Origin of the sequence: Marinifilum flexuosum (assembly GCF_003610555.1) — a bacterium.
Taxonomy (GTDB): Bacteria; Bacteroidota; Bacteroidia; order Bacteroidales; family Marinifilaceae; genus Marinifilum; species Marinifilum flexuosum.
The window spans coordinates 1-23607 of sequence record NZ_RAPQ01000011.1; the positions used below are offsets into that span (position 1 = coordinate 1).

Genomic DNA, 23607 nt, shown 5'->3' on the forward strand with positions numbered 1-23607 from the left:
TCCACTTTACCTGGAAATGCTTTTTCAATAATTCCAATATCCCCAAATTGTAGTCAAATGTGATCTTGACAACTTTTCGATTTCGATGAATATCCGGGGATAATAAAATTCTTGCTTTCATTTCTTGTAAAACTAGATTCTCAAATTTAACAAGATCTTATCACATAACAAAACATATACTTATGAAAGGATATTTGTAACTTTTTCCTTTCTCCCTTCTCCTTTCTCCTTTTTCCTTTCTCCTTTAACCCAAAAACACCCAACAGCCCCAAAGGGGCCATCAGGTTTCTTTTTAAGCAAAAGCACGATTATCCCAGCACAAATTCCTTATCCGTCTCATTTCCCGGATAATCGAATGCTTTTACCACAATCTTGTCGCCAGCGAATTCAGTATTGGCAACCGTGGCAGCATATTTCCATTCGAAATCGCTACCATTTTTACTGGCAAGTCCTTTTTCCACCAGGCTACCATCATTGTGATAAATCTCAATTTCAACATGTTCAACTTTAAAATCGTCAAATGCGATAATTTCGATTTCATCTCCAACCTCACCATGGTAATCCTTGGAAATCAGCTTACCAATTTCAGGAGCATGAAAATAGTCGGCAACTGCCAAATTGTAGGCGCTGTACATTCCCTTCTCCTTAGCACTTTTTTTGTATTCCTCTTTGATTTCAGGAATACTCATTTGAACTTTAGCGAACTGAATCGCCTTCTTAAATTTATCTTTGTGCAACTCTTGCGCGTTGGAATCTTCTCCTGTGCGCTGCGGTGCAGTAGATAAAATGGTACGACCATGACTCTGTCTGAATACAAGATCGCTTCCAAGCTTACCACTTAAACCTTTGGTAAGTGGATTGATTTTAAAAACAGCCATAAAATTGTGATTTGGTTAAGGCTTTAATTTATTACTCATGTACCATCTCAATTCAAACGGTACCGTACAACACACACACAATTATTGCAGGATTACATATCACTTCAAGTAGTTTCGCATGATAATATCATTCTAAATAATTGTCCGTATTGGATGAAAGGGAGCTAAATCCTGATTAAAGGATGAAAATGCATGATAAAGTTTCAAAGTAATTTTTAAAATGTCAAGAGCATCACAAAACAATAATGAGGAACAAATGTCAAATAAAGAGCAAATAAGGCATTGGTATGTTTAACTATAATCTTGACTAATAGTATAGAAGGGTAGCCGTACTGTGTCCGTACTGTGCCTGTACTATGTCCGTACTATGCCCTTTTGGTGTTTAAGAAAACATAAAAAATCTCTTAAGGAGCTGTAAATATGATAAGTCAAATAAGGGCTGAAAATCAAGCGTATAAAATGTTATTTATTTTGCTTCTAAATAAGTGAACGCCGAAGAAAACTACCTTTTAAGTCACCTCACCTCAATCCTTTACTTGAGGTGAGGAAGTGGTGCAAAGAAAGATTTAGGATCGTTATTTATTTGCACTGCATTCCCCTTCTCATCAAGGAGAAGGGGTTAGGGGATGAGGTAATAAATATTACAAAATGATGTAACAAGACCTAAATCAACACAACTATGCACTTTGAGTGTGGGTGATGAATCAAATAAAATGCCAATCTCAATGTTTGTGATGATTGGCATCAGCTAGGAAACTGGAGGCTTCAGTTTTATTATGCCTCCAATTCAGATGGGAAATTTCTCCATTTGCAATTCCGCTTTTAGCTCTTGCTTTTCGGCGTACAGGTAGTGCTTTTTAAACAGGAAGGTCCTTTCAATTCCTTGCTCGGGATCGCCAGTATACTTTTCTTCAATCTTAATTTTTTGCTTGTAATATGCCTTAAGTACCGCGCCCAACTCATTAAACTGCTCTTCCTCTTCAATCAGAATAACATATTTCTTTTCCCTTCCATCTTTTAGCAGGATTTCGAAACAAAGCAATCCGTTGTACATAGGTTCGTGGCTGTAGCTTAGTTTTTTATCGCGTTGCTTGTTAAAAAGTATCACAATGGATGAGATATCATCGGTATAAATATCACCGATTTTTTCTTCTCGAAATAGGAGAGAGCCTCTAAAATCTGATTCTTTGGCCCAATCGGGGTGTTTGATTCTAAAGTAGATAAAGATTCGTTTTAAAAAGGAATAAGCAACAATGAGGAATAAAATTCCGAGGATGTAATAATCAAGAGTCATAATTACAGCAAAGATTCCAAACATCGCCAGTACTGTTGTTACACCTTCTTTAAAAGGAGTATTGTTTTTTAGTGGGATATCGTTTCTTACCTGTTTGGCTTTAAAAGTTAATGTGTTCATGCTTTGGCTTTCATAAAATAGAAGCGTAAAGGTAATTACTGTTAAGTATTAATTCAATGTTTTTTGTGAATTTAAATCGTCTCAGATTAATCACCTCACCTCAATCCTCTCCTGAAGAAGAGGAAGTAGTTCAAAGAGTAGGGGGATTTGTTATGACAAAATTTATTCAAACTACCGTTTATATAATGCAGTAGTTGTGACATCCAAAAATTTGTTGGGAACCCATAGATGAAAAAGTCGTTAAGAACAGAATTCCATGAACGAGGTACGAGTGAATATTATTTTATTCACAGAATAATTATATCTGTAAGGTGTTCATGAGCTCACTTCGTTCGGTTGTTTAGACTTTAAGTCGTTATGGGTAACTACATTTTTGGCGTCTAGATCTTTTGGTTCTTTTATAGCAATGATAAAAGAACAGCCTGTCTGGCTCGAAGACAAAACAAACAATCCAAATCAAATAACATTAACCGTTGCGACGATAACCAATCCGTACTATAATCCAGGGCGACGTTCATTATCATTCCCTTCCACTGGGCTATATGATATTTGCCTTTCAGGCAATTTCAATGTGTCTCATTTACATTAGGAATTCTTTTCTCTTCAAGGAGGAAGCTGGAACCATAAAGTAAGATAGGAACGCTAGTTATTTGCAATGTATTTCCCTTCTCATAAAGGAGAAGGGGGTAGGGGATGAGGTAATTAATATTGCAAATCGGTGTAACAATAGCCCAATCACCTCACCTCAATCCTCTCCTTGAGGAGAGGAAGTTGTGCAAAGAATAGACCTTTAGGAGAAAGATAGAATGAGGTGTTAATAAAAAAAAGGCCATCCCTTTCGAGATGACCTTCAATTCTATAATAACAATGGCAAAAGCCATCACCAATAGCTTACTTTAACTCTTGTAAAGCCTCTTTAGCCGCATTCAACAATGGCTCTGCCGATAAATCATTACCAGTAGCCTCAACCATCCATTGGTTAGGAGTTAAACGACCTTGCTTAAAGATACGATCAACCTCAGCGGGGAAGCTTCTTCCTTTTAATTGTTGCTCCAATTGGAACTCAATTACATTACCAAATGCGTAGTTCGACAGGTACAACGGACTGTTCAACATGTGCGAGTATACCGCCAAAATTGGTTGATCCTTCACACCATAAACAGGAGCATAGAACTCATTCCAAACCGCTTTCGCGATATCCATAGTTGCATCGCGCAATTCAGCAGCGGTAGCATCAGGATTGGCATACAACCATCTCCACATGCGAATGTCTACCAACGAAACACCCATAATTTCGTAAGCACTCCAGAAAAGATCCAGTTTCTTTAAAGCTTCTTTTTGTGGCGAATCATCTTTAACGTCCAATAGCAACATGTCGCGCTTCTGGAAGATAAATGCCAAAGCCTCGGTAAATGCAGTATTAGGAACACCATTCATTACAAAGTTGTCCACATCATATAGCGAGATGGTTTGCTCAACATTGTGTCCAAACTCGTGGATCGCGATGTTGTAACCCTTGTAATCCATACCCTTTGCACCAACTCTGGTACGCAAGTGAGCTTTTTGTCCTTTTGCAGCGCCACCCCAGGCGTGACCTGAACCTCTTGCAGGATCAACAGCAATTCTGTCTGCCAACCACTGAGCTCTTTCCTTGTCGTAACCCAATTTTACCAATAGGTTCGCCAAATCAGCTTCCAAAGCAGCAGCATTAGGATACAAACCTCTGGTTTGAGCATCTAACTTCGACTCATCCATTCCGCTACGAGCCTTGAAACCATCGTACCAAATATCGAATGGCTGTAGCTTACGACCCAATCTCTTCTGGATTAGTTTACCCACTTTTTTGGTCTCTTCAGAGCTTAAGAATGCAGAGAAAATCTTTTCAGTTGCTTCTGCAGAGATTTCTTTTGCTCCGTCGTACTGTCTTTTGATAAATGTATTCTGATCTGGATAGTAAGGATCAATTGCTTTGTTTGCGTGGAAGTTATTCAGGATTTGCTGATATCTCTCGTTTGGTTCCGGAGTAGCATCAATAGTTTTACCAGCCTTGTAAACCACGTTGGTGTATGGATCCCATTCGAAATCACCCGAGTTAATTACCTTTTCAGGGATTTCCTGAGAGATGATTCTCTTCATCACCTGGTAAATCATCTTTTGCTTGTCTAAACCATCTTTTTTGTTGGCATAGTTGGCTTTGATTTCATCACGTAGGTTCCAGTGAGAAAGCAATACCTTATCTTCAGGGAAGAAACGGTTTCCTTTCTTATCAGTAAGGTGACCTACATAAATATTGTAGTCTGCGATGTACACATCAGAACCTGCAGCAGCTGTTCCGGCAGCTTGTAACAATTCCGAAGGAACTCTTGCTGTAAAGTAGTCACCCAAACGAGCGTATGCCCATTCTTCTCGAGTCCAGTTCTTTGCATTAGCTTCTTTCTCAGCCAGGCTAAACGATGGGAAGTTCAATGCAATAGTGAAAGCAATTTTGTTGTTGTAGAAATCATTCATCCAGTGCGAACCAACGCTATAAGCACCAAAAGCATTGTCGATAGGGTGCTGCTCGAAGGTATTCAAATGAACAGGCTCCAATAAATCAAGAGTAATCTTGTTAAAGTGTCCTGTGATGATCTCAAGGTTTCTTGAAATTTTCTGGAACACAACTTCTTTTTCCGCCTTATCGGCGATATAGCTTTTCTTACAGAAGTTCTTAAAATCTGCTTCTGTTCCGTCGCTCATGCGCCAAAGACTCGCAGCGTGTTTTACGCCTTTCTCAAGTAAAGCTTTATCCAAACAATTGGCGCTCAACTCCTCAATAGTCGATTTGATTGTTTCGGCAGTAATGTTAGAGGTTTCTGCCTTCTTTTCTGCAATAACTTGATTAGTAGTTGATACTAAAGTTAAAAATGCAGCACAAAGAATAAAAATTTTCTTCATTGATTTAGGTTTTGTTATCTAATACTATTTTAATTCAGCAATCTTGTATGTATTATGCCGATAGATTTCTAAAGGGGCAGTGCGAGAGAAACGAAGCAATGCGGCATTTTAGAAACAAATCGGTATAATTATTGAATTAACAGGGCTAAGATAAGAAATCGCTCACCCGTAAACAATGAGCAATCTCAGTTTACAATCACAATAATGATATAGAGAGTGGACAACTTTGAATTGTTAATATTGTTCTTTGATAGATATTTAAAGAGACCCATTAATATCTAGCTACCTTGTCGGTGGGCATGGGAATGACAAACTGCTTATCCGCAAAAAAAACTTTTAGAAAGAAGGGGAAGCTTCGAAGAATTGAGAAGATCACCCCGCCGCACTTAAAGTTTTTAAGTAGAAGAAGTTTGGGCTTACTCGCCCTAGATTTTTTGCTGACTTTTTTATCAATGAAAAAAGTCAGAGCCTTCCGGCTTGAGGATGATAATAAATTAAAGGAATTTAAATCATTAACTGGATTAACCAATAAAAATTCCAGATTCGTTTCACAGATTGAATTACATGTGTTATTTTTGCGGAAAAATTTTATACATAAATTATGGGAAGAGCATTCGAATTTAGAAAAGCGCGTAAAATGAAGCGTTGGGATAAGATGGCCAAAGCCTTTACCCGAATTGGGAAGGATATTGTTATTGCAGTAAAAGAAGGTGGCCCTGATCCGTCAACTAATGCTCGTTTGCGTGCGGTTATTCAAAATGCTAAGGCAGCTAACATGCCTAAGGATAATGTTGAGCGTGCCATTAAGAAAGCTTCTTCAAAGGAGCAGAAGGATTTCAAAGAGATTGTTTACGAAGGATACGCACCACATGGTATCGCTATTCTTGTTGAAACAGCAACTGATAATCATACCAGAACAGTAGCAGATGTTCGTTCATATTTTAACAAATGCAAAGGTAGTTTAGGTACTGCTGGTAGTGTTGAATTTATGTTCGAGCGCAAGTGTCACTTCAAAATTGAAAATAAAGAATACGATATTGAAGAATTAGAATTCGAATTGATCGATCTTGGAGTTGAAGAAGTATTTGCAGAAGAAGATGGTGTTATGCTTTATGGTGAGTTTACCGATTTTGGAAAGATTCAGGCTTATCTTGAAGAGAATGACATGACAGTGATCTCATCAGGTTTTGAAAGAATTCCAATGGATACCAAAGAGTTGCCTGAAGATCAGGTAGCTGATGTTGAAAAGTTATTGGAAAAGTTAGAAGATAACGATGATGTACAAAACGTATATCACAACATGGCTTAAGTAAAGAAAGTTTATTTCTTATTATAGTTAACCCGGTTCAAACTTGAATCGGGTTTTTTATTTTAAAAATTCATTAAAAGAATAAGAGGTCTTTTTTTGATTTTTTTAATATCTCTAAAGCCCTGTAAATCTAGGTGGTGTAGGCTAATTGGTTGAATGCATGATAAATTAGCTTTTGAGAGTTAAGAGTTTTTGTTATATTTAAATATGTAGATGAAAAAAAGTCTTACTCACACCTATGAAGTACAATTATTTAAAATTTGAAAAAAGAGATAGAATTGGGATTCTAACTCTTGATCGTCCTAAAGCCCTAAATGCCTTAAACGAAGAGGTTTTTAAGGATTTGACTTGCTTTTTGGAAAGCGAGAATGTGAATGACATTCGAGTATTAATCATTACCGGAGAAGGCAAAGCCTTTATTGCTGGAGCCGATATCAAAGCCATGCAGGAATACTCTCCTCAAAATGCCTACGATTTTTCTGAAACAGGCAAACGAGTATTCGATCTGATTGCGAATTTAAAAATTCCCGTAATTGCAGCCATTAATGGATTTGCCCTTGGTGGAGGATTGGAATTGGCATTAGCTTGCGATATTAGAGTTGCCAGTGAAAAAGCTCGCTTGGGTTTGCCTGAGGTCAACCTGGGATTGATTCCTGGATTTAACGGAACACAACGTTTGCCAAGATTGGTAGGAGCTGGTAATGCCATGTATTTAATGATGCTCGGAGAAGGAATAACTGCACAGGAAGCTTATAACCTGGGAGTTGTTCAGAAACTATCTGAACCAGATCTGGTTCTGGAGGATACCATAAAACTTGCTGAAAAGATTGCGGGTAAAAGTCCGAACGCATTGCGCCTTGTAAAAGAGATGGTTCGCGAAGGACTAGAGCTGAATAGCAAAGATGCAGGAAAAATGGAATCGAAGGAGTTTGGAAGGTTGTTCAAGGAGGATCAGAAGGAACGCGAAGAAGGGGTTAGTGCCTTCTTAGAGAAGCGTCAGCCTAATTGGTAACATTCAATTTTAGTGGGGAAGCTTATCGCCGTAAAGGGGATTTGTAGGTAGTGATGATGGGTTTTTAAAGTTGACTCAATTGGGTGAATTACACCATGAACTGATTAAGAAAATTAAATAAAACAATAAACGTATGGATTTAGTCCCTAAAATGAAAAATGTGAGTGTATTGGGAGCTGCTGGGAAAATGGGTAGCGGAATTCTGGTATTACTTTCATTCGAAATGGCCAAGCTTAAGATTGGCAAAAAATCGAACGAACAATTTGTATTGAATGCGATTGATGTATCGCAGCCTGCTTTGGTAAATTTATTAGGCTATGTTAGATCTCAGTTGCTGAAACATGCAGAAAAGAATATTGTAGAGCTTCGTGACTGGTATGCCGACAAGGAAAACCTTGTTGACAATGAAGATGTCATCAATCAATTTGTTGAAGATGTGATGGCAATGATTCAAACATCAACCAGAATTGAAACTACTTATGAATCAGAGTTGATTTTTGAGGCGATTAAGGAAGACAAAGACCTTAAGGTTAAATTGTTCTCTCAAATCAAACAAAACAATCCAAATGCCTGGTTCCTTACCAATACTTCTTCCATTCCAATTGGGGAGATTGAAAAGGAAGCTGGTTTGAATGGAGATATCGTTGGATATCATTTCTATAATCCTCCTGTAATTCAGAAATTATTAGAAATTATCAAGTGTGATAATACAGGAGATGAATTGAATGAATTCTCAATTGCATTGGCAAAATCGATGCGTAAAATTATCGTTCCATCGAAAGACGTTGCTGGTTTTATTGGTAATGGTCACTTCATGCGCGATGCTTTGTATGCTCTAAATCAAGCTCAAAAATTGGCGGAGACTGAAGGATGGGCAAAATCTTTCTTCATGATTGATACCATTAGTAGAGATTTATTGGTTCGACCAATGGGTATCTTCCAGTTAATCGATTATGTAGGTGTGGATGTTACCAAATTTATCTTGGCTAGCATGCAGCCTTCATTCCCAAATGAAACTTTATCGCATGGTGTATTGAATGAATTGTTTGATAGAGAAGTGAAGGGTGGACAGTATGCCGACGGATCTCAAAAGGATGGTGTTTTCAAATATCAGAAAGGTAGAATCACACACGTATATGATTTTGGTACTGGAAAATATGTTTCTAAAGAAGATATTGAAATGGATTGTGCAGCGAAAATGGGTGAGTTGCCAACATTGAAAATCTATTGGAAAACAGTTGTAAGAGATAAGAATAAGGCTGAGTATTTGGAAAAATTCTTCAAAGAACTGCATCAGATTGATAGTGTAGGGGCAAACCTTGCAGTAGCATATGGACAGAACTCTAAGGCAATCGGACAAATGCTGGTTGATACAGAGGTTGCAGCCTCAGCTGATGATGTAAATACAGTATTGGAAACAGGATTTTTCCATGCTTATGGGCCAATTAACGATTATTTCTAAAAAGTACTAACAAACACAACAATGAAAGCTTTACGCAAAAAAGTATATATGGTAGCTGGTTACAATACAGTGTCAATGGGAACCGGCCGAAAAGAGTTTCACCCGAAGAAGCCACGTCCGGATCTTGAGCATTACATCAAGGAAGCTGGACAGGCTACATTGAAAATGATTGGAGGTGCTGAAAATGTAGATGAAGGAGTAATTGGAAACTTTATGGCATCTCGATTTAACAAGCAGGCCAATTTGCCAGCATTTTTACCAATGATTGATGAAGGTTTAAAGTACAAACCAGCCATTAGTGTTGAAGGAGCCTGTGCTTCAGGTGGCTTGGCATTGGCTAGTGGAATAAAATCGATTTTGGCTGAAACTGCGGATGTTGTTTTAGCAGTTGGTTTCGAGGTTCAGAATACCATGAAAGCCATGTATGGTGCCGATGTGTTGGCAGGTGCTGGCTGGATGAAAACCAGAAAAGAGGGGCATGCTTATTTCTTTCCAGGTGTATTTAGTAACAGAGCAGGTGCTTATTACGAAAAGTTTGGAAAGGAAAAGACCAGAGAAGCTATGGCAAAGTGGTATTGCAATGCCATTGAAAATGCTCGTTTGTGCGAAACTGCTCAGGAATTTCATAATAAAAATAAGGATCTTGAAGGAACGGCAAAAATGCCATTGAATCCTAAGAAGTTTGTTGATCATCTGAACTATTCCGATTGTTCAAAAGTTTCTGACGGAGCATCTGCTATTGCGATTGTATCCGAAGAAGGGTTAAAGAATGTTGGAATTGATCCAAAAGATGCTGTTGAAGTTGTAGGTATTGGTCAGGCTGCTTCTGATATTACTAAGGAACCAGAAAACATGACTTGTTTGACTACCATGAAAGCAGCAGCTGCCAAAGCGATGGAAATGGCTGGTATTACAGTTGATCAGATTGGTACTGTTGAAGTACATGACTGTTTCTCGATTGCCGGTATCATGGGTGCTGAAGCCATTGGTTTTGCAGAGGAAGGCAAGGGTGTAGATTTTGTATTGGAAGGACATACATCACGCTGTGGTAAGGTGCCATTTAATACAACAGGTGGTCTTATTGGTTGGGGACATCCAACAGGAGCTACAGGAGTACATCAGGCAGTTACAATTTGGGAACAATTAACAGGTAAAGCTGGCGATGCCCAAATTGAAATGAAAGAAGACAGACCTTACGGTATGACCGTAAATATGGGGGGAGATGATAAATCTCTTGTGGCAATTGTTTACAAGAGAGGTGAGTAGGAATTAAAAAGAATAAAATGAAGTAGAATATAATGAAAACAGGCTAATTGCTAAATGCTGAAAGCCGTTAGCCTGTTTTATCACACCTAAAAACAAACACTATGAATTTTGAATTCACCGAAGAACAATTGATGATTCGAGATGCGGCTCGGGATTTTGCTCAAAGAGAATTGTTACCTGGAGTAATTGAACGAGACGAAAAAGCGATATATCCAACTGAACAAGTAAAGAAGCTTGGAGAACTTGGTTTTCTGGGAATGCTTGTAGGTCTTGATTATGATGGAGGAGGAATGGATACCATTTCTTATGTATTGGCTATGGAAGAAATTTCTAAGATTGACTCATCGGTTTCTGTAATCATGTCGGTAAACAATTCATTGGTTTGTTGGGGGGTTGAAAAGTTTGGAACCGAAGAGCAGAAGCAGAAATATTTAAAGCCAATGGCTCGAGGCGAAAAGATTGGTGCTTTCCTTTTATCAGAACCTGAAGCCGGATCAGATGCTACATCTCAGCGCACCACTGCTGTTGATATGGGCGATCATTATCTGCTAAACGGAACCAAAAATTGGATTACAAGTGGTAAAAGTGCTTCTACCTATATTGTAATCGCTCAAACTCATCCTGAACTAAAACACAGGGGAATTAATGCTTTAATTGTGGAAGCAGATTCGGAAGGAATTTCGGTTGGACCACATGAAAATAAAATGGGAATGCGTGCATCCGACACACATTCAGTAATGTTCAATAATGTAAAAGTACCAAAGGAGAATTTACTGGGAGAAGAAGGATTCGGATTCAAATTCGCAATGAAATCCCTTGAAGGAGGAAGAATTGGGATTGCATCTCAGGCATTGGGAATTGCTTCGGGAGCCTACGAGTTGGCACTGAAATATGCCCAAGAAAGAAAAACATTCGGAAAAGAAATTATAAACCACCAGGCAATTGCCTTTAAACTAGCGGATATGGCTACGGAAATTGAGGCTGCTCGTTTTTTCTGCTTAAAAGCGGCTTGGCTGAAAGATCAGGGTAAACCATATGGACATGCAAGTGCAATGGCTAAACTATATGCGGCAGAAACAGCTATGAAAGTTACTACGGAAGCAGTTCAGATTCATGGCGGATATGGCTATGTGAAAGAATATCATGTTGAAAGATTGATGAGAGATGCCAAGTTAACGCAAATCTACGAAGGGACTTCAGAAATTCAAAAGATTGTAATTTCTAGAGGTTTGGTGGATTAAAAATTTGAAAAAATAAAAGAGAAAGGAATCTTCTATTTCTCTTATATCATATGTAAAAAAGATCGCTTATGAAAATATTAGTATGTATAAGTAATGTTCCAGATACAACCACCAAAGTTAAATTTAAAGAGGGAGATAGCCTGTTTGATGACTCTGGTGTGCAGTGGATCATTAATCCTTGGGATGAGTTGGCTTTGACTCGTGCCATGGAACTAAAGGAAGATGCTGGTAATTCAGTGAATGAAATATGTGTAATTCATGTTGGTGGTGCAAGTGCAGATGCTACTCTTAGAAAGGCTCTTGCCATTGGCGCTGACAAAGCAGTAAGAATTGATGCATGTCCTGCAGATGCTTATCATGTAGCTGGACAAATTGCAGAATATCTAAAAGAGAATCCATTTGAGATCATTTTTAGTGGTATTGAATCGAGCGATTACAATGGATCCTCTGTTGGAGCCATGATTGCTGAGTTTATGGATTATCCGGGAATCTCATCTGTTACATCAGTTAATCTGGATGATGATGATATTCAGGTGAATCGTGCAATTCCAGGTGGAAAGCAGGTACTAAAAACTGAAACTCCATTTGTAGCGGTTGTTCAAAAGGGAATCGCAATGGAACCTAGAATTCCTTCTATGCGTGGTATCATGATGGCACGTAAGAAACCTCTGGAAGTTAAACCAGCTGCTGAATTGGAAGTGTTAACTGAGTCGATAAAGTTTGAATTGCCACAGGAAAAAGGTGCATGTAAAATGATTGATTCAGAATCGGCAGAACAACTGGTTGATCTGTTAAAGAATGAAGCAAAAGTGCTTTAATAAAAAATGAAGTAGGTGTGAGAATGAGCGCATTGATTTATAGTAAATGCCTTCGCCTCAAATCTAAAACTAAGTAGTAACATTTAAAACTTAGCCTATGTCTGTAATTGCATTTGCCAAGAATTGGAATGGGAAATTTAAGAATTCCTCCTTTGAATTGGTTTCATATACAAAAGCTTTAGCGAATCAGCTAAATACAAATATGGTAGTTCTTTCTATTGGAGAGGTTGCCGAAGAAGAATTAAAATTATTAGGAAACTATGGTGCGGATAAAGTTCTCACTGTTAGTGATCCGCAATTGAATACATTAACGAGTAGAGCTTACGCAGATATTGTTGCAAAGGCTGCAGAGTCTGTGGGAGCTGAAGTAATTGTTTTGTCTGATAACAACAGTGGAAAAGCAATTGCTCCCAGAGTTTCAGTGAAATTAAAAGCAGGACTTGTAGCTGCAGTTCAAGAATTACCGGTTTCGTTCGAACCATTTGTGGTGAAGAAAAGAGTTTTCTCTGGAAAAGCATTTGGGCATGTTCAAATCAAGTCTGACAAAAAGGTACTTACCATTGCAAAAAATTGTTTTGGATTATTAGAAGCTTCTTGTGTTGTAGCTATTGAAGAGTTCGCTGTAGACATTGATACAAGCTTGTTTAAAGTAAAGATTGTTGAAGAGGAAGAGCAAAAAGATAAAGTGATTCTATCTGATGCTGATGTTGTGGTTTCTGCTGGTAGAGGAATGCGTAGTCCTGAAAATTGGGCACCAGTGGAAGAGTTGGCAGAGGTACTAGGCGCTGCAACAGCTTGTTCTCGTCCGGTTTCTGATGAAGGTTGGCGCGGACATGAAGAGCATGTTGGTCAAACAGGAAAAGTGATTGCTCCAAACTTGTATATTGCTGCAGGTATATCTGGTGCAATTCAGCATGTTGCTGGTATTAGTAGAAGCAAGTGCATTGTTGCGATTAATACAGATCCTGAGGCACCAATATTCGGTGTGGCCGATTATGGTATTGTTGGAGATGTGATGGATGTATTACCAAGATTAACGGAGGCTTTTAGGAATTCAAAATCATAAATAAAGACTAACTCTAAAAACAATGACAAAACAGATCCTCTTCATTATTTCATTGGCAATAACCTTGGGTGTTTTTGCCTGGTCGGTGAAACGATTATGGGCTTTCTTTAAACTGACCAAGCCATCGTATCCGATCAAAAACATTGGAGCCAGAATTTCTCATACCCTGGATGTGGCTTTTGGCCAAACCAAAATCTTCAGAAAGCCTGTAATTGGTTTAATGCATGCCCTGGTGTTTTGGGGATTTCTGGTAATTACCCTGGGAAGTATTGAGATTGTGATTGATGGAGTGTTTGGATTGGAGCGATCATTTGCTTTTACCGGGTGGTTTTATGATTTTGTAATGGCTTCGGGAGATGTGTTTGCCTTGCTAATTATTGTCTTTATAAAAGCTTTCAGTTTACGAAGAAGCATTCTTCGCATTAAGCGATTTACCGGAGTTGAGATGTCGTCCAAATCTTATTGGGATGCACAAATTGCCTTGTCTTTCATCGGTTTATTAATGCTTTCCTTATTGGCTTTTAATGTTGGATACATTAGTAATCATCCCAATGGATACGAAGGAGTTTATCCCGTATCAGCAGCAATTGTAAACCTGGTTAATTTGGATTTAGGTTGGTTGCAGGAACCTGGTTGGTGGATACACATTTTACTGATTTTTGTATTTGCAAACTATCTTCCATACTCCAAGCATTTTCATGTATTTCTTTCAGTCCCTAATGTATTTCTTGCCAATCTGGAGCCGCTTACCAAATATCCCAATCTGGAAAGCATTACAAAAGAAGTTAAGCTAATGCTAGATCCAGAAGCTGCTTATGATGAAAGTGAAGAAGTAGCAAGGTTTGGTGTAAAGGATGTGGAGGATGTAAGCTGGAAAAATTATATGGATTCCCTGGCTTGTACGCAATGTGGCCGTTGTACGGATGTTTGTCCTGCCAATATCACAGGAAAACTATTATCTCCTAGAAAGATATTTGTGGATTTACGAAAGCGAATGGATGAAAAAGGGCCGATTGCCATTAAAGGAGAAGATGACGGCAAGTCCTTGTTGAGAGATTACATTACCGAAGAGGAACTTTGGGCTTGTACAACTTGTAATGCATGTGCCCAGGAATGTCCAATTGATATCAGTCATCCAAATTTAATAATGGATATGAGAAGGTACCTGGTGATGGAAGAAGCAGCAGCACCTGCAGAATTGAATACCATGTTTACCAATATCGAAAACAATGGTGCACCATGGCAATTTTCACCTGAAGATCGCTTGAAATGGACAGAAGGTTAGAAAATATTCAATGATATTACTGTAGAGACGCAAGGCCTTACGTCTCTAACAAAAAAAATATATTAAATGACAGATAAAAAACTACATGTACCAGTAATGGCCGACTTGGCGGCAAAAGGAGAAAAACCGGAATACCTATACTGGGTTGGATGTGCAGGAGCTTTTGATGATAGATATCAAAAGGTGGCACGTGCATTTGCCAAAATTTTAAACCACCTTGAAATTAGCTATGCTGTTCTTGGGAAAGAAGAAAGTTGTACAGGCGATGCTGCTAAGCGGGCTGGCAATGAAATGCTTTTTCAAATGCAAGCCATGCAAAATATTGAAGTATTGAATGCTTATGAAGTCGATAAAATCATTTGTACTTGTCCTCACTGTTACAATACACTCAAGAATGAGTATCCGGAATTGGGTGGCAATTACAATGTTATCAATTATACCGAGTTCTTGGATGAAATGATTCAGGATGGTAAGTTGAAGCTTGAAAATAATCCATTCAAAGGAGAATCGATCACCTATCATGACCCTTGTTATTTGGGAAGGGGAAATAAGATATATGACGCACCAAGAAATGTGGTTAAGGCTGTGTTTGGTGATGTGAAAGAATTAAAGAGATCCAGAAGTTTTGGATTGTGTTGTGGTGCTGGTGGAGCACAAATGTTTAAGGAGGCTGAAAAGGGAGATAAGGAAGTAAACATTGAACGAACTGAGGAAATTATCGAAAGAAAGGTGGATAAGGTGGCCTCGGCCTGTCCCTTCTGCATGACCATGTTGACTGATGGTATCAAATTAAAAAATAAGGAATCTGAGCTTCAGAATTTAGATGTTGCTGAAATTATAGAGAAAGCACTTGAATTGTAGAAATTAAGTATCATGAACACACCTGCCACATACAAACTGAAAAATGCTGTAAGAATAGTAACTGCTACATCACTATTTGATGGTCATGATGCTTCTATAAACATCATGCGCAGAATTATTCAGGCTTCTGGTGCAGAGGTCATTCACCTTGGGCACAATCGCTCTGCCGAAGAGATTGTTGATTGTGCCATACAGGAAGATGCTCAGGCCATTGCAATTAGCTCTTATCAAGGAGGGCATATCGAGTTTTTCAAGTATATGTATGATTTATTACAGGAGAAAAATGCAGGTCATATCCAGATTTTTGGAGGTGGTGGCGGTGTAATTTTGCCAGAAGAAATTAAGGAGTTGCAAGCCTATGGTATTGCAGGCCTATATTCTCCTGATGATGGCAGAAACCTTGGTTTACAAGGGATGATTAATGAAGTTTTGGAGCAGTCGGATTATGAATTGAGTACGATTGAATTGCCTAAAATAGAAGAGATTTCATTTGCTGATATTAATACTTTAGCCAGGCTAATAAGTTTGGCGGAACATGATGAAATTCAAGGATCTGATTTGTATTTGAAGTTAAAGAATCATGTTAAAGTTAATCATACTCCGGTAATTGGAATAACAGGTACAGGAGGTGCAGGAAAATCATCTCTAACAGATGAATTGATTCGTAGATTCCAGATCGATTATCCAAATTTGAAATTGGCCATTCTATCTGTCGATCCATCTCGAAAGAAAAGTGGAGGAGCATTATTAGGAGATAGAATCAGAATGAATGCCATTCATAAGTCCAATGTCTATTTGAGGTCATTGGCAACAAGAAGAGCAAACCTGGCTTTATCAAAACATGTAGATGATGCCTTGATGATTATGAAAGCGGCTAATTTTGACTGCATCTTTTTAGAAAGTTCAGGTATCGGGCAATCGGATACCGAAATTGTGGATTACAGCGATGTGAAACTTTATGTGATGACTCCCGAATTTGGCGCAGCAACTCAATTGGAAAAAATCGATATGCTTGATTTTGCCGATTTGGTTGCCATCAATAAATTCGACAAGCAAGGGGCTCAGGATGCATTAAGAGATGTAAAAAAACAATATCAACGCAATCACATGCTTTTTGATCAGGATCCTGAAGAAATGCCTGTGTTCGGAACGGTTGCATCTCAATTTAATGATCATGGTGTAAATGATTTGTACCATGCATTAATCAATTTACTTGGCAAACAAGGATTGAAGCAGTTTGAGATCGACGGAAAACCATTATTAGAGGCAAGCAAGAAGATTGAGATCGTTCCTCCTTCAAGGGTTCGTTACTTATCTGATATTTCAGAGACAGTTCGAAAATACAATCGAAAAGTGGAAGATCAGGCCGAAATAGCGGATCAGTTATATGCTTTAAGAAAGTCTTCTGATTTGGTAGATGATGAAATTGCTCAAAGATCAATTGAGAAGGAGTTTACCAAACTTTCAACGGATTTTAAGCATAAGGATATTGTTGAGGGGTGGAAGGAAAAAGTAAAAAGATACAAGGAAGATATTTTCAAATATGAAGTGAGAGGAAAGGAAATTTGTGTGGATACACATACCGAAACCCTATCTCACAATAGAATACCAAAGATTGTTTTGCCTGATTATAAAAGTTGGGGTGATATTGTAAAATGGTCTTTGAAAGAGAATGTACCAGGAGAATTCCCTTTTGCAGCTGGTGTATTTCCATTTAAAAGAGAAGGAGAAGATCCCACCAGAATGTTTGCAGGTGAAGGTGCCCCTGAACGTACCAATAAACGATTTCATTATTTGGCAATGGGACAACCTGCTGTTCGATTGTCAACAGCATTCGATTCGGTAACCTTATATGGGGCTGATCCTGATGTTCGTCCGGATATATATGGAAAAGTTGGAAACTCAGGTGTTTCAATTGCTTCTTTAGATGATGCCAAAAAACTCTATTCAGGATTTGACCTGGTAGATCCTAAAACATCCGTATCCATGACGATTAATGGTCCAGCACCGATGTTAGTTGGATATTTTATGAATGTTGCCATTGATCAACAATGTGAGAAATACATTCATGAAAATGGGTTGGAAGATGAAATTGAGACCAAAATTCAGGAAATCTATAAGGAAAAGGAGAGAGTACAATACATCGGAGATCTACCGGAAGGAAATAACGGATTGGGATTGATGTTGCTTGGTGTAACAGGTGATCAAGTGCTTCCAAAAGAAGTATATGAAAGGATAAAAACTGAAACAATTTGCAGAGTTCGAGGTACAGTGCAAGCAGATATGTTGAAGGAAGATCAGGCACAGAATACTTGCATATTCTCAATTGATTTTGCTTTGAAGATGATGGGAGATATTCAGGAATATTTTATCCAGAATCAGGTAAGGAATTTCTACTCGGTTTCTATATCAGGATATCACATTGCAGAAGCTGGAGCCAATCCAATTAGTCAGTTGGCATTTACATTGGCAAACGGTTTTACCTTGGTTGAATACTACATTTCGAGAGGAATGAATGTGGATGATTTCGCACCTAACCTGTCTTTCTTCTTCTCCAATGGAATGGATCCTGAGTATACCGTCATTGGTCGTGTAGCTCGAATCATCTGGGCCAAAGCCATGAAGTATTTGTACAAGGCCAACGAGCGTTCTCAGAAATTGAAATATCACATTCAAACTTCAGGCAGATCACTACATGCGCAGGAAATAGAGTTCAACGATATTCGTACGACTTTACAAGCGCTTACAGGAATTTATGACAATTGCAATTCACTTCACACCAATGCTTACGATGAGGCAATAACAACACCAACTGAAGAATCGGTTCGCAGGGCAATGGCCATTCAGTTGATTATTAATAACGAATTGGGATTGGCGAAGAATCAAAATCCACTTCAAGGGGCATTTATTATCGATGAGTTGACAGAACTGGTTGAAGAAGCAGTAATGATAGAATTTGATAGACTTACTGAACGTGGTGGAGTTTTGGGTGCGATGGAAACCATGTATCAGCGTAGTAAAATTCAATCGGAATCTTTGCATTATGAGAGCTTGAAGCACAACGGAAAGTTACCGATTATTGGTGTGAATACCTTCTTAAGCTCTGTTGGTTCTCCAACGATTCAGCCGAAAGAGGTGATTCGTTCAGATGAATCAGAGAAAGAAAATCAGGTGAAATTCAAAGAAATGATTCAGAAGAATCATAAGGAGCAAGCAGACTTAGCTTTAGGTAAGTTAAAAGAGACTGCTTTAAGGAATGATAACATTTTTGCTGAGTTAATGGAGGTCTGTAAGTATTGCACACTTGGACAGATTACCAATGCCTTGTACGAAGTAGGCGGCCAATATAGACGTAATATGTAAATTATATACGTAGAGCCGCAAGGTTTTGCGGCTTTTTCATAAGATATATAGATGAAACAATTAAAATCAAAAATAAACACCAAATCCGAAGACTTTATTAAGAATAAAGAGTCTTATAATCTCTTGATGAATGAGTATCGTGATCGTTTAAACTATGTTTTGAATGGAGTAGACGAAAAGGCTCGCGAAAGACACTTAAAGAGAGGAAAGTTATTGGTGCGTGATAGAATAGAACTTCTTTTAGACAAGAATACTCCTTTCCTTGAATTATCTGCAATGGCTGCTTGTGATCAGTATGAGAATCAGTTTCCATCAGCAGGAATTGTAACAGGAATTGGAGTGGTTCATGGACGTGAATGTGTGATTGTAGCCAATGATGCTACGGTAAAAGGGGGAACCTACATTAAGGAAACCATTAAAAAGCACATTCGTGCACAAGAAGTAGCCATGGAAAATCACTTGCCATGTATTTATATGGTGGATTCCGGAGGTGTGTTTCTTCCGGAGCAGTCGAAAGTGTTTCCTGATAAATATGATTTTGGTCGATTTTTCTTTAATCAATCCAAGATGTCAGCTAAAGGGATTCCACAAATCTCCATTGTAATGGGATCCTGCACTGCCGGAGGTGCTTATGTTCCTGCCATGAGTGACGAAACCATTATTGTGAAGGGACAAGGGACCATTTTTATTGGAGGACCACCCTTGGTAAAAGCTGCAACAGGAGAAGAAGTAAGTGCAGAAGAATTAGGCGGAGCAGAGATTCATACCTCCATTTCTGGTGTTGCTGACCATTTGGCAGCAGATGATCGACATGCCATTCAGATTTGTAGAGATATTTTCGAATCCATGCCTAAAGTGCAAAAATATCCTTTGGAGCGAGAAAATTTTAAGGAACCACAATATCCAGCTGAAGATTTGTATGGATTGGCTCCTTTAGATTTGAAAAAGCCTATTGATGCGAGGGAGTTAATTGCCCGAATTGTTGATGATAGTTCTTTCCAGGAATTTAAGGAGCGATATGCGCCTACCATTGTTACTGGATTTGCAAAAATCATGGGGTATCCCGTTGGGATTATCGCTAACAATGGAATCATTTTTTCAGAGACTTCATTAAAAGCAGCTCATTTTATTGAGTTGTGTAGCTTCCGTAAAATTCCACTAGTATTTCTACAGAATATCACTGGTTTTATGGTGGGTAAGGAATACGAACACAAAGGAATTGCACGCGATGGTGCAAAAATGGTTCATGCAGTGGCCAATGCTCAGGTTCCAAAGTTTACTGTGATCGTTGGTGGATCGTTTGGAGCAGGGAATTATGCCATGGCTGGTCGTGCCTACGAACCTCGCTTGTTGTTCATGTGGCCTAATGCGAAAATATCTGTAATGGGTGGCGAACAGGCTGCAGGAGTATTGGTTCAGGTGAAAGAACAACAACTGAAGAAACAAGGAAAAGAATTCGATGCTGAAGAAAGAATCACTTTGCGTGAAAAGATTCTTAAAAAATATGAGGAAGAAGGATCTGCATATTTCAGTACCTCACGATTGTGGGATGATGGAATTATCGATCCAGCCGACACGCGAAAAGTGCTTGCCATGGGAATTTCAGCATCCTTGAACAAAGAATTTGGAGAACCAGATTTTGGAGTATTTAGAATGTAATGAATAGCCCTGATATTTATGTCAGGGGTTAAAATGAATCAGATGAAACAATATCAAACCATAGAATTCAGCATCGATAACAAAATTGGAACGATTACTTTGAATCGTCCTGATATCCATAATGCATTCAATGAAGCCATGATTGCAGAGATTATTGAGTGCTTTCAAGAGATTGAGAAATTGGATTATAAAACAATACGAGTAGTGATTTTACAGGGCAAAGGAAAATCGTTTTGTGCGGGTGCCGACTTGAACTGGATGAAGGGAGTTGCAAATTACTCATACGAGGAAAACTACCTTGAGAGCTACAAATTATCCATGTGTTTCAATGCAGTGTATTCTTGCAAATTCCCTACCATTGCAATGGTTCATGGGGCTGCAATTGGAGGGGCAAATGGTTTGCTGGCTGCTTGCGATTTTGTATTGGCCCATAGAGATACAGTCTTTTCTCTAAGCGAGGTAAAGATTGGAATTGTACCAGCCTGTATTTCTCCATACGTAATTAAGCGTGTTGGTGAATACAAATCAAAAGAGTTGATGCTAACGGGAATGCGCTTTAATGGCAAAGAAGCGCAACAAGCGGGATTGGCAAATTGGTCGCACGCAGAGAAGAAATTAAAGTCGAAGTTATCTGATTTGATTTCCAAGCTAAAAACCAGTGGTCCCGTTGCAGTATCAACATGTAAGCAATTGATATATGATGTGGAAAATCAATGGACACATGAAGAAGCCATGCAAAACACTGCAAAAATGATTGCTGATTTGCGTCAATCCGAAGAAGGACAAGAAGGAATGAGTTCATTTTTGGAGAAACGCAAACCAAATTGGACTGAAGACAATTAATAATTAACAATGAATAATGAGTAATTGAAAATAGTAAAATGATTCTGGCTTTATCCCGGAAGGATTCGAAAATAAATCAGATAAATCTTTAAGAACAAATAGAATTCAAAGAATGAAATCGAAATAAAGGTTTATTGATAATTGCTCATTATTAATTACTAATTGATTAAGCATGTATTACAAACGAATATTAATAGCAAACCGTGGTGAAATTGCCTTAAGGGTAATGAAAACCGCAAAAAATTTGGGGATACACACCGTAGCACTTTATTCAGAACAGGATAGAGATGCTGAGCATGTATTGCAGGCCGATGAGGCTTTTCCATTAAAAGGTGTTGGTTTGCAGGAAACTTATTTGAATGCTCAGCAAATTGTTGATGTAGCTCAAAAAGCAAAAGCAGATGCCATTCATCCTGGCTATGGATTCTTGGCTGAGAATGCTGAGTTTTCAAAGCTTTGTGCGGATTCGGTAATCGATTTTGTCGGCCCTGATGCAAAAGCCATTGAATTGATGGGGAACAAGGTTAATGCGCGTGAGTTTGCCAAATCAATTGGTGTGCCTGTATTGGAAGGTGTTGTTGGTGATCATCAAACTTTACTGGAGGCGAGCAAGAGCTTGAAATTTCCGCTATTGATAAAAGCTGCAGCAGGAGGTGGTGGGAAAGGAATGCGCATTGTTCACGAACTTAAGGATATGGAAGCCGACTTGGAATCAACGTCACGCGAAGCAGCCAGTTATTTTGGCGATGGAGCAGTGTTGATTGAAAGATACATTGAGAATCCAAGACATATTGAAGTTCAGATCTTGGCTGATAGGCATGGTAATGTGATTCATTTGTTCGAAAGAGAGTGTTCCATTCAAAGGCGATTCCAGAAAGTAATTGAGGAAGCACCTTCTCCAACGCTTACCTCCGATTTAAGAGATAAGATGGGTGAAACTGCAGTACTGTTAGCTCAGAAAATGAATTATAGCAATGCGGGAACCGTAGAGTTTTTGGTTGATGAAGACTTGAATTATTATTTTCTAGAAATGAATACCCGAATTCAGGTGGAGCATCCGGTAACGGAAATGATTACTGGTATTGATCTGGTTGAACAACAATTGTTGGTTGCATCGGGAAGAAATTTGCCGTTAAAACAGGATCAGGTTCAACTAAAAGGTCATGCCATTGAGGCAAGGATTTATGCCGAAGATCCGGAGAAAGATTTTATTCCTTCGCCTGGAGAAATTAGCTTTTATAAAGCTCCTAAATTGTTTGAGGGTAGGCTGCGATTGGATTCAGCCATCACGGGGCCTTGTATGATTCATCCGGATTTTGATCCGATGATTGCCAAATTGGTGGTTTGGGATGAAAATCGCGATCTGGCCATTGAGCGTTTGCATTTGGCATTGCACGATTATCAGATACATGGTATCAAAAACAATATCATGTACTTACATACACTTTTAAATACCGATGCTTTCAAGCAGAATAATATTTCAACTCATTTTTGCCAGCATCATGCTGATGATTTGAATCAAATCATGCTCAAGGAAAAGGAAGAGGTGCCTTCTTTCCTGTTTCATATCAGCTTTGCTTTGTTCGAATTGTGTCATAAAGTGTCTGATTCTGTATGGGATCAGATTGGCTATTGGCGCATGAATGGAACAAGACTTCGGGTATTGGATGAAGAAACTCTTGATGTTGAAATTCTGGAACAGAATCCTTACCGAATAAAAATAGGAGAGAGCAAGTATGTTTTGGAGAACCTTCAGATGGATGAGAATTACATGACTTTTGAATTTGAAAGTACGAGATATCGATTTTATCGATCGAAAAATTCGGAAGGAAAAAGTTTTGTGAGTTGCAGGGGAATTGTACGTCAATTGGAGCGCTGGTCCGAGATTCAGGCCAAACCAGGAGAATCATCAACAGATAGTTCAGGAGCTAGCGATGGAAGGATTCTGTCGCCAATGCCGGGCAAAATTGTGAAGGTGGAAGCACAAGCAGGTCAATCTGTTGCGAAGGGTGAGGTGTTGCTTATTGTAGAAGCTATGAAAATGGAAAACAGCATATTGGCTCCTTTCGAAGGAAAAATTGAAAAGGTGTTTGTTGAAGAGGGTGAGCAGGTAATGAATGAAACAGAGTTGATTCGTTTGTCAGCGAACTAGAGTTTTGTTTAGGAAGATCTTAAGATGGCCTAAAAGAATAATGA

Annotated in this window: 16 protein-coding genes; 13 read left to right on the forward strand and 3 right to left on the reverse strand. The window is 38.7% G+C overall.

The window, feature by feature from the left end:
- Positions 1-308 precede the first annotated feature (308 nt).
- From BXY64_RS16245 to BXY64_RS16255, 3 genes are all read right to left on the reverse strand, one after another.
- Positions 309-878 carry a hypothetical protein gene (locus tag BXY64_RS16245; RefSeq protein WP_110358767.1) on the reverse strand — a complete coding sequence of 190 codons (570 nt, stop codon included), beginning with the start codon at positions 876-878 and terminating at the stop codon, positions 309-311.
- A 787-nt stretch (positions 879-1665) separates the two neighbouring features.
- Positions 1666-2292 carry a hypothetical protein gene (locus tag BXY64_RS16250; protein ID WP_120241043.1) on the reverse strand — a complete coding sequence of 209 codons (627 nt, stop codon included), beginning with the start codon at positions 2290-2292 and terminating at the stop codon, positions 1666-1668.
- An 891-nt stretch (positions 2293-3183) separates the two neighbouring features.
- A complete protein-coding gene (locus BXY64_RS16255) occupies positions 3184-5226 on the reverse strand; it encodes a hypothetical protein (RefSeq protein WP_211334524.1) in 2043 nt (680 codons plus the stop codon).
- 601 nt (positions 5227-5827) lie between these two features.
- On the opposite strand from BXY64_RS16255, the gene BXY64_RS16265 reads away from it, so the two are divergent.
- The 13 genes from BXY64_RS16265 to BXY64_RS16325 all read left to right on the forward strand — a co-directional run bounded on the left by BXY64_RS16265 (position 5828) and on the right by BXY64_RS16325 (position 23563).
- Positions 5828-6535 (forward strand): YebC/PmpR family DNA-binding transcriptional regulator, encoded by a 708-nt coding sequence (locus tag BXY64_RS16265; RefSeq protein WP_110359859.1) that lies wholly within the window; start codon positions 5828-5830, stop codon positions 6533-6535.
- 238 nt (positions 6536-6773) lie between these two features.
- Entirely contained in the window at positions 6774-7547 is a 774-nt protein-coding gene (locus BXY64_RS16270; RefSeq protein WP_120241045.1) for an enoyl-CoA hydratase/isomerase family protein, read from the forward strand.
- Between the two features lie 133 nt (positions 7548-7680).
- Positions 7681-9009 carry a 3-hydroxyacyl-CoA dehydrogenase family protein gene (locus BXY64_RS16275; protein WP_120241046.1) on the forward strand — a complete coding sequence of 443 codons (1329 nt, stop codon included), beginning with the start codon at positions 7681-7683 and terminating at the stop codon, positions 9007-9009.
- A 21-nt stretch (positions 9010-9030) separates the two neighbouring features.
- Entirely contained in the window at positions 9031-10275 is a 1245-nt protein-coding gene (locus BXY64_RS16280; protein ID WP_120241047.1) for a thiolase C-terminal domain-containing protein, read from the forward strand.
- Between the two features lie 101 nt (positions 10276-10376).
- A complete protein-coding gene (locus BXY64_RS16285; protein ID WP_120241048.1) occupies positions 10377-11516 on the forward strand; it encodes an acyl-CoA dehydrogenase in 1140 nt (379 codons plus the stop codon).
- 68 nt (positions 11517-11584) lie between these two features.
- Complete coding sequence (locus BXY64_RS16290; RefSeq protein WP_120241049.1) at positions 11585-12334, forward strand: electron transfer flavoprotein subunit beta/FixA family protein; 750 nt, start codon at positions 11585-11587, stop codon at positions 12332-12334.
- 97 nt (positions 12335-12431) lie between these two features.
- Entirely contained in the window at positions 12432-13400 is a 969-nt protein-coding gene (locus BXY64_RS16295) for an electron transfer flavoprotein subunit alpha/FixB family protein (RefSeq protein WP_120241050.1), read from the forward strand.
- Between the two features lie 22 nt (positions 13401-13422).
- The gene (locus tag BXY64_RS16300; protein ID WP_120241051.1) at positions 13423-14685 is read left to right on the forward strand and encodes a 4Fe-4S dicluster domain-containing protein; all 1263 of its coding nucleotides are present in this window, start codon (positions 13423-13425) and stop codon (positions 14683-14685) included.
- Between the two features lie 66 nt (positions 14686-14751).
- Positions 14752-15546 (forward strand): (Fe-S)-binding protein, encoded by a 795-nt coding sequence (locus BXY64_RS16305; RefSeq protein ID WP_120241052.1) that lies wholly within the window; start codon positions 14752-14754, stop codon positions 15544-15546.
- 12 nt (positions 15547-15558) lie between these two features.
- Complete coding sequence (locus BXY64_RS16310; RefSeq protein WP_120241053.1) at positions 15559-18909, forward strand: methylmalonyl-CoA mutase family protein; 3351 nt, start codon at positions 15559-15561, stop codon at positions 18907-18909.
- 51 nt (positions 18910-18960) lie between these two features.
- Entirely contained in the window at positions 18961-20568 is a 1608-nt protein-coding gene (locus BXY64_RS16315) for a carboxyl transferase domain-containing protein (RefSeq protein ID WP_120241054.1), read from the forward strand.
- Between the two features lie 42 nt (positions 20569-20610).
- Complete coding sequence (locus tag BXY64_RS16320; RefSeq protein WP_211334525.1) at positions 20611-21411, forward strand: enoyl-CoA hydratase-related protein; 801 nt, start codon at positions 20611-20613, stop codon at positions 21409-21411.
- Between the two features lie 172 nt (positions 21412-21583).
- Entirely contained in the window at positions 21584-23563 is a 1980-nt protein-coding gene (locus tag BXY64_RS16325) for an acetyl/propionyl/methylcrotonyl-CoA carboxylase subunit alpha (RefSeq protein WP_120241056.1), read from the forward strand.
- The last annotated feature ends 44 nt before the right edge of the window (positions 23564-23607 follow it).

Coding starts and splice junctions, on each gene's coding strand:
- BXY64_RS16245 (WP_110358767.1), bottom strand. CDS start 878: ATGGCTGTTTTTAAAATCAATCCACTTACCAAAGGTTTAAGTGGTAAG.
- BXY64_RS16250 (WP_120241043.1), bottom strand. CDS start 2,292: ATGAACACATTAACTTTTAAAGCCAAACAGGTAAGAAACGATATCCCA.
- BXY64_RS16255 (WP_211334524.1), bottom strand. CDS start 5,226: ATGAAGAAAATTTTTATTCTTTGTGCTGCATTTTTAACTTTAGTATCA.
- BXY64_RS16265 (WP_110359859.1), top strand. CDS start 5,828: ATGGGAAGAGCATTCGAATTTAGAAAAGCGCGTAAAATGAAGCGTTGG.
- BXY64_RS16270 (WP_120241045.1), top strand. CDS start 6,774: ATGAAGTACAATTATTTAAAATTTGAAAAAAGAGATAGAATTGGGATT.
- BXY64_RS16275 (WP_120241046.1), top strand. CDS start 7,681: ATGGATTTAGTCCCTAAAATGAAAAATGTGAGTGTATTGGGAGCTGCT.
- BXY64_RS16280 (WP_120241047.1), top strand. CDS start 9,031: ATGAAAGCTTTACGCAAAAAAGTATATATGGTAGCTGGTTACAATACA.
- BXY64_RS16285 (WP_120241048.1), top strand. CDS start 10,377: ATGAATTTTGAATTCACCGAAGAACAATTGATGATTCGAGATGCGGCT.
- BXY64_RS16290 (WP_120241049.1), top strand. CDS start 11,585: ATGAAAATATTAGTATGTATAAGTAATGTTCCAGATACAACCACCAAA.
- BXY64_RS16295 (WP_120241050.1), top strand. CDS start 12,432: ATGTCTGTAATTGCATTTGCCAAGAATTGGAATGGGAAATTTAAGAAT.
- BXY64_RS16300 (WP_120241051.1), top strand. CDS start 13,423: ATGACAAAACAGATCCTCTTCATTATTTCATTGGCAATAACCTTGGGT.
- BXY64_RS16305 (WP_120241052.1), top strand. CDS start 14,752: ATGACAGATAAAAAACTACATGTACCAGTAATGGCCGACTTGGCGGCA.
- BXY64_RS16310 (WP_120241053.1), top strand. CDS start 15,559: ATGAACACACCTGCCACATACAAACTGAAAAATGCTGTAAGAATAGTA.
- BXY64_RS16315 (WP_120241054.1), top strand. CDS start 18,961: ATGAAACAATTAAAATCAAAAATAAACACCAAATCCGAAGACTTTATT.
- BXY64_RS16320 (WP_211334525.1), top strand. CDS start 20,611: ATGAAACAATATCAAACCATAGAATTCAGCATCGATAACAAAATTGGA.
- BXY64_RS16325 (WP_120241056.1), top strand. CDS start 21,584: ATGTATTACAAACGAATATTAATAGCAAACCGTGGTGAAATTGCCTTA.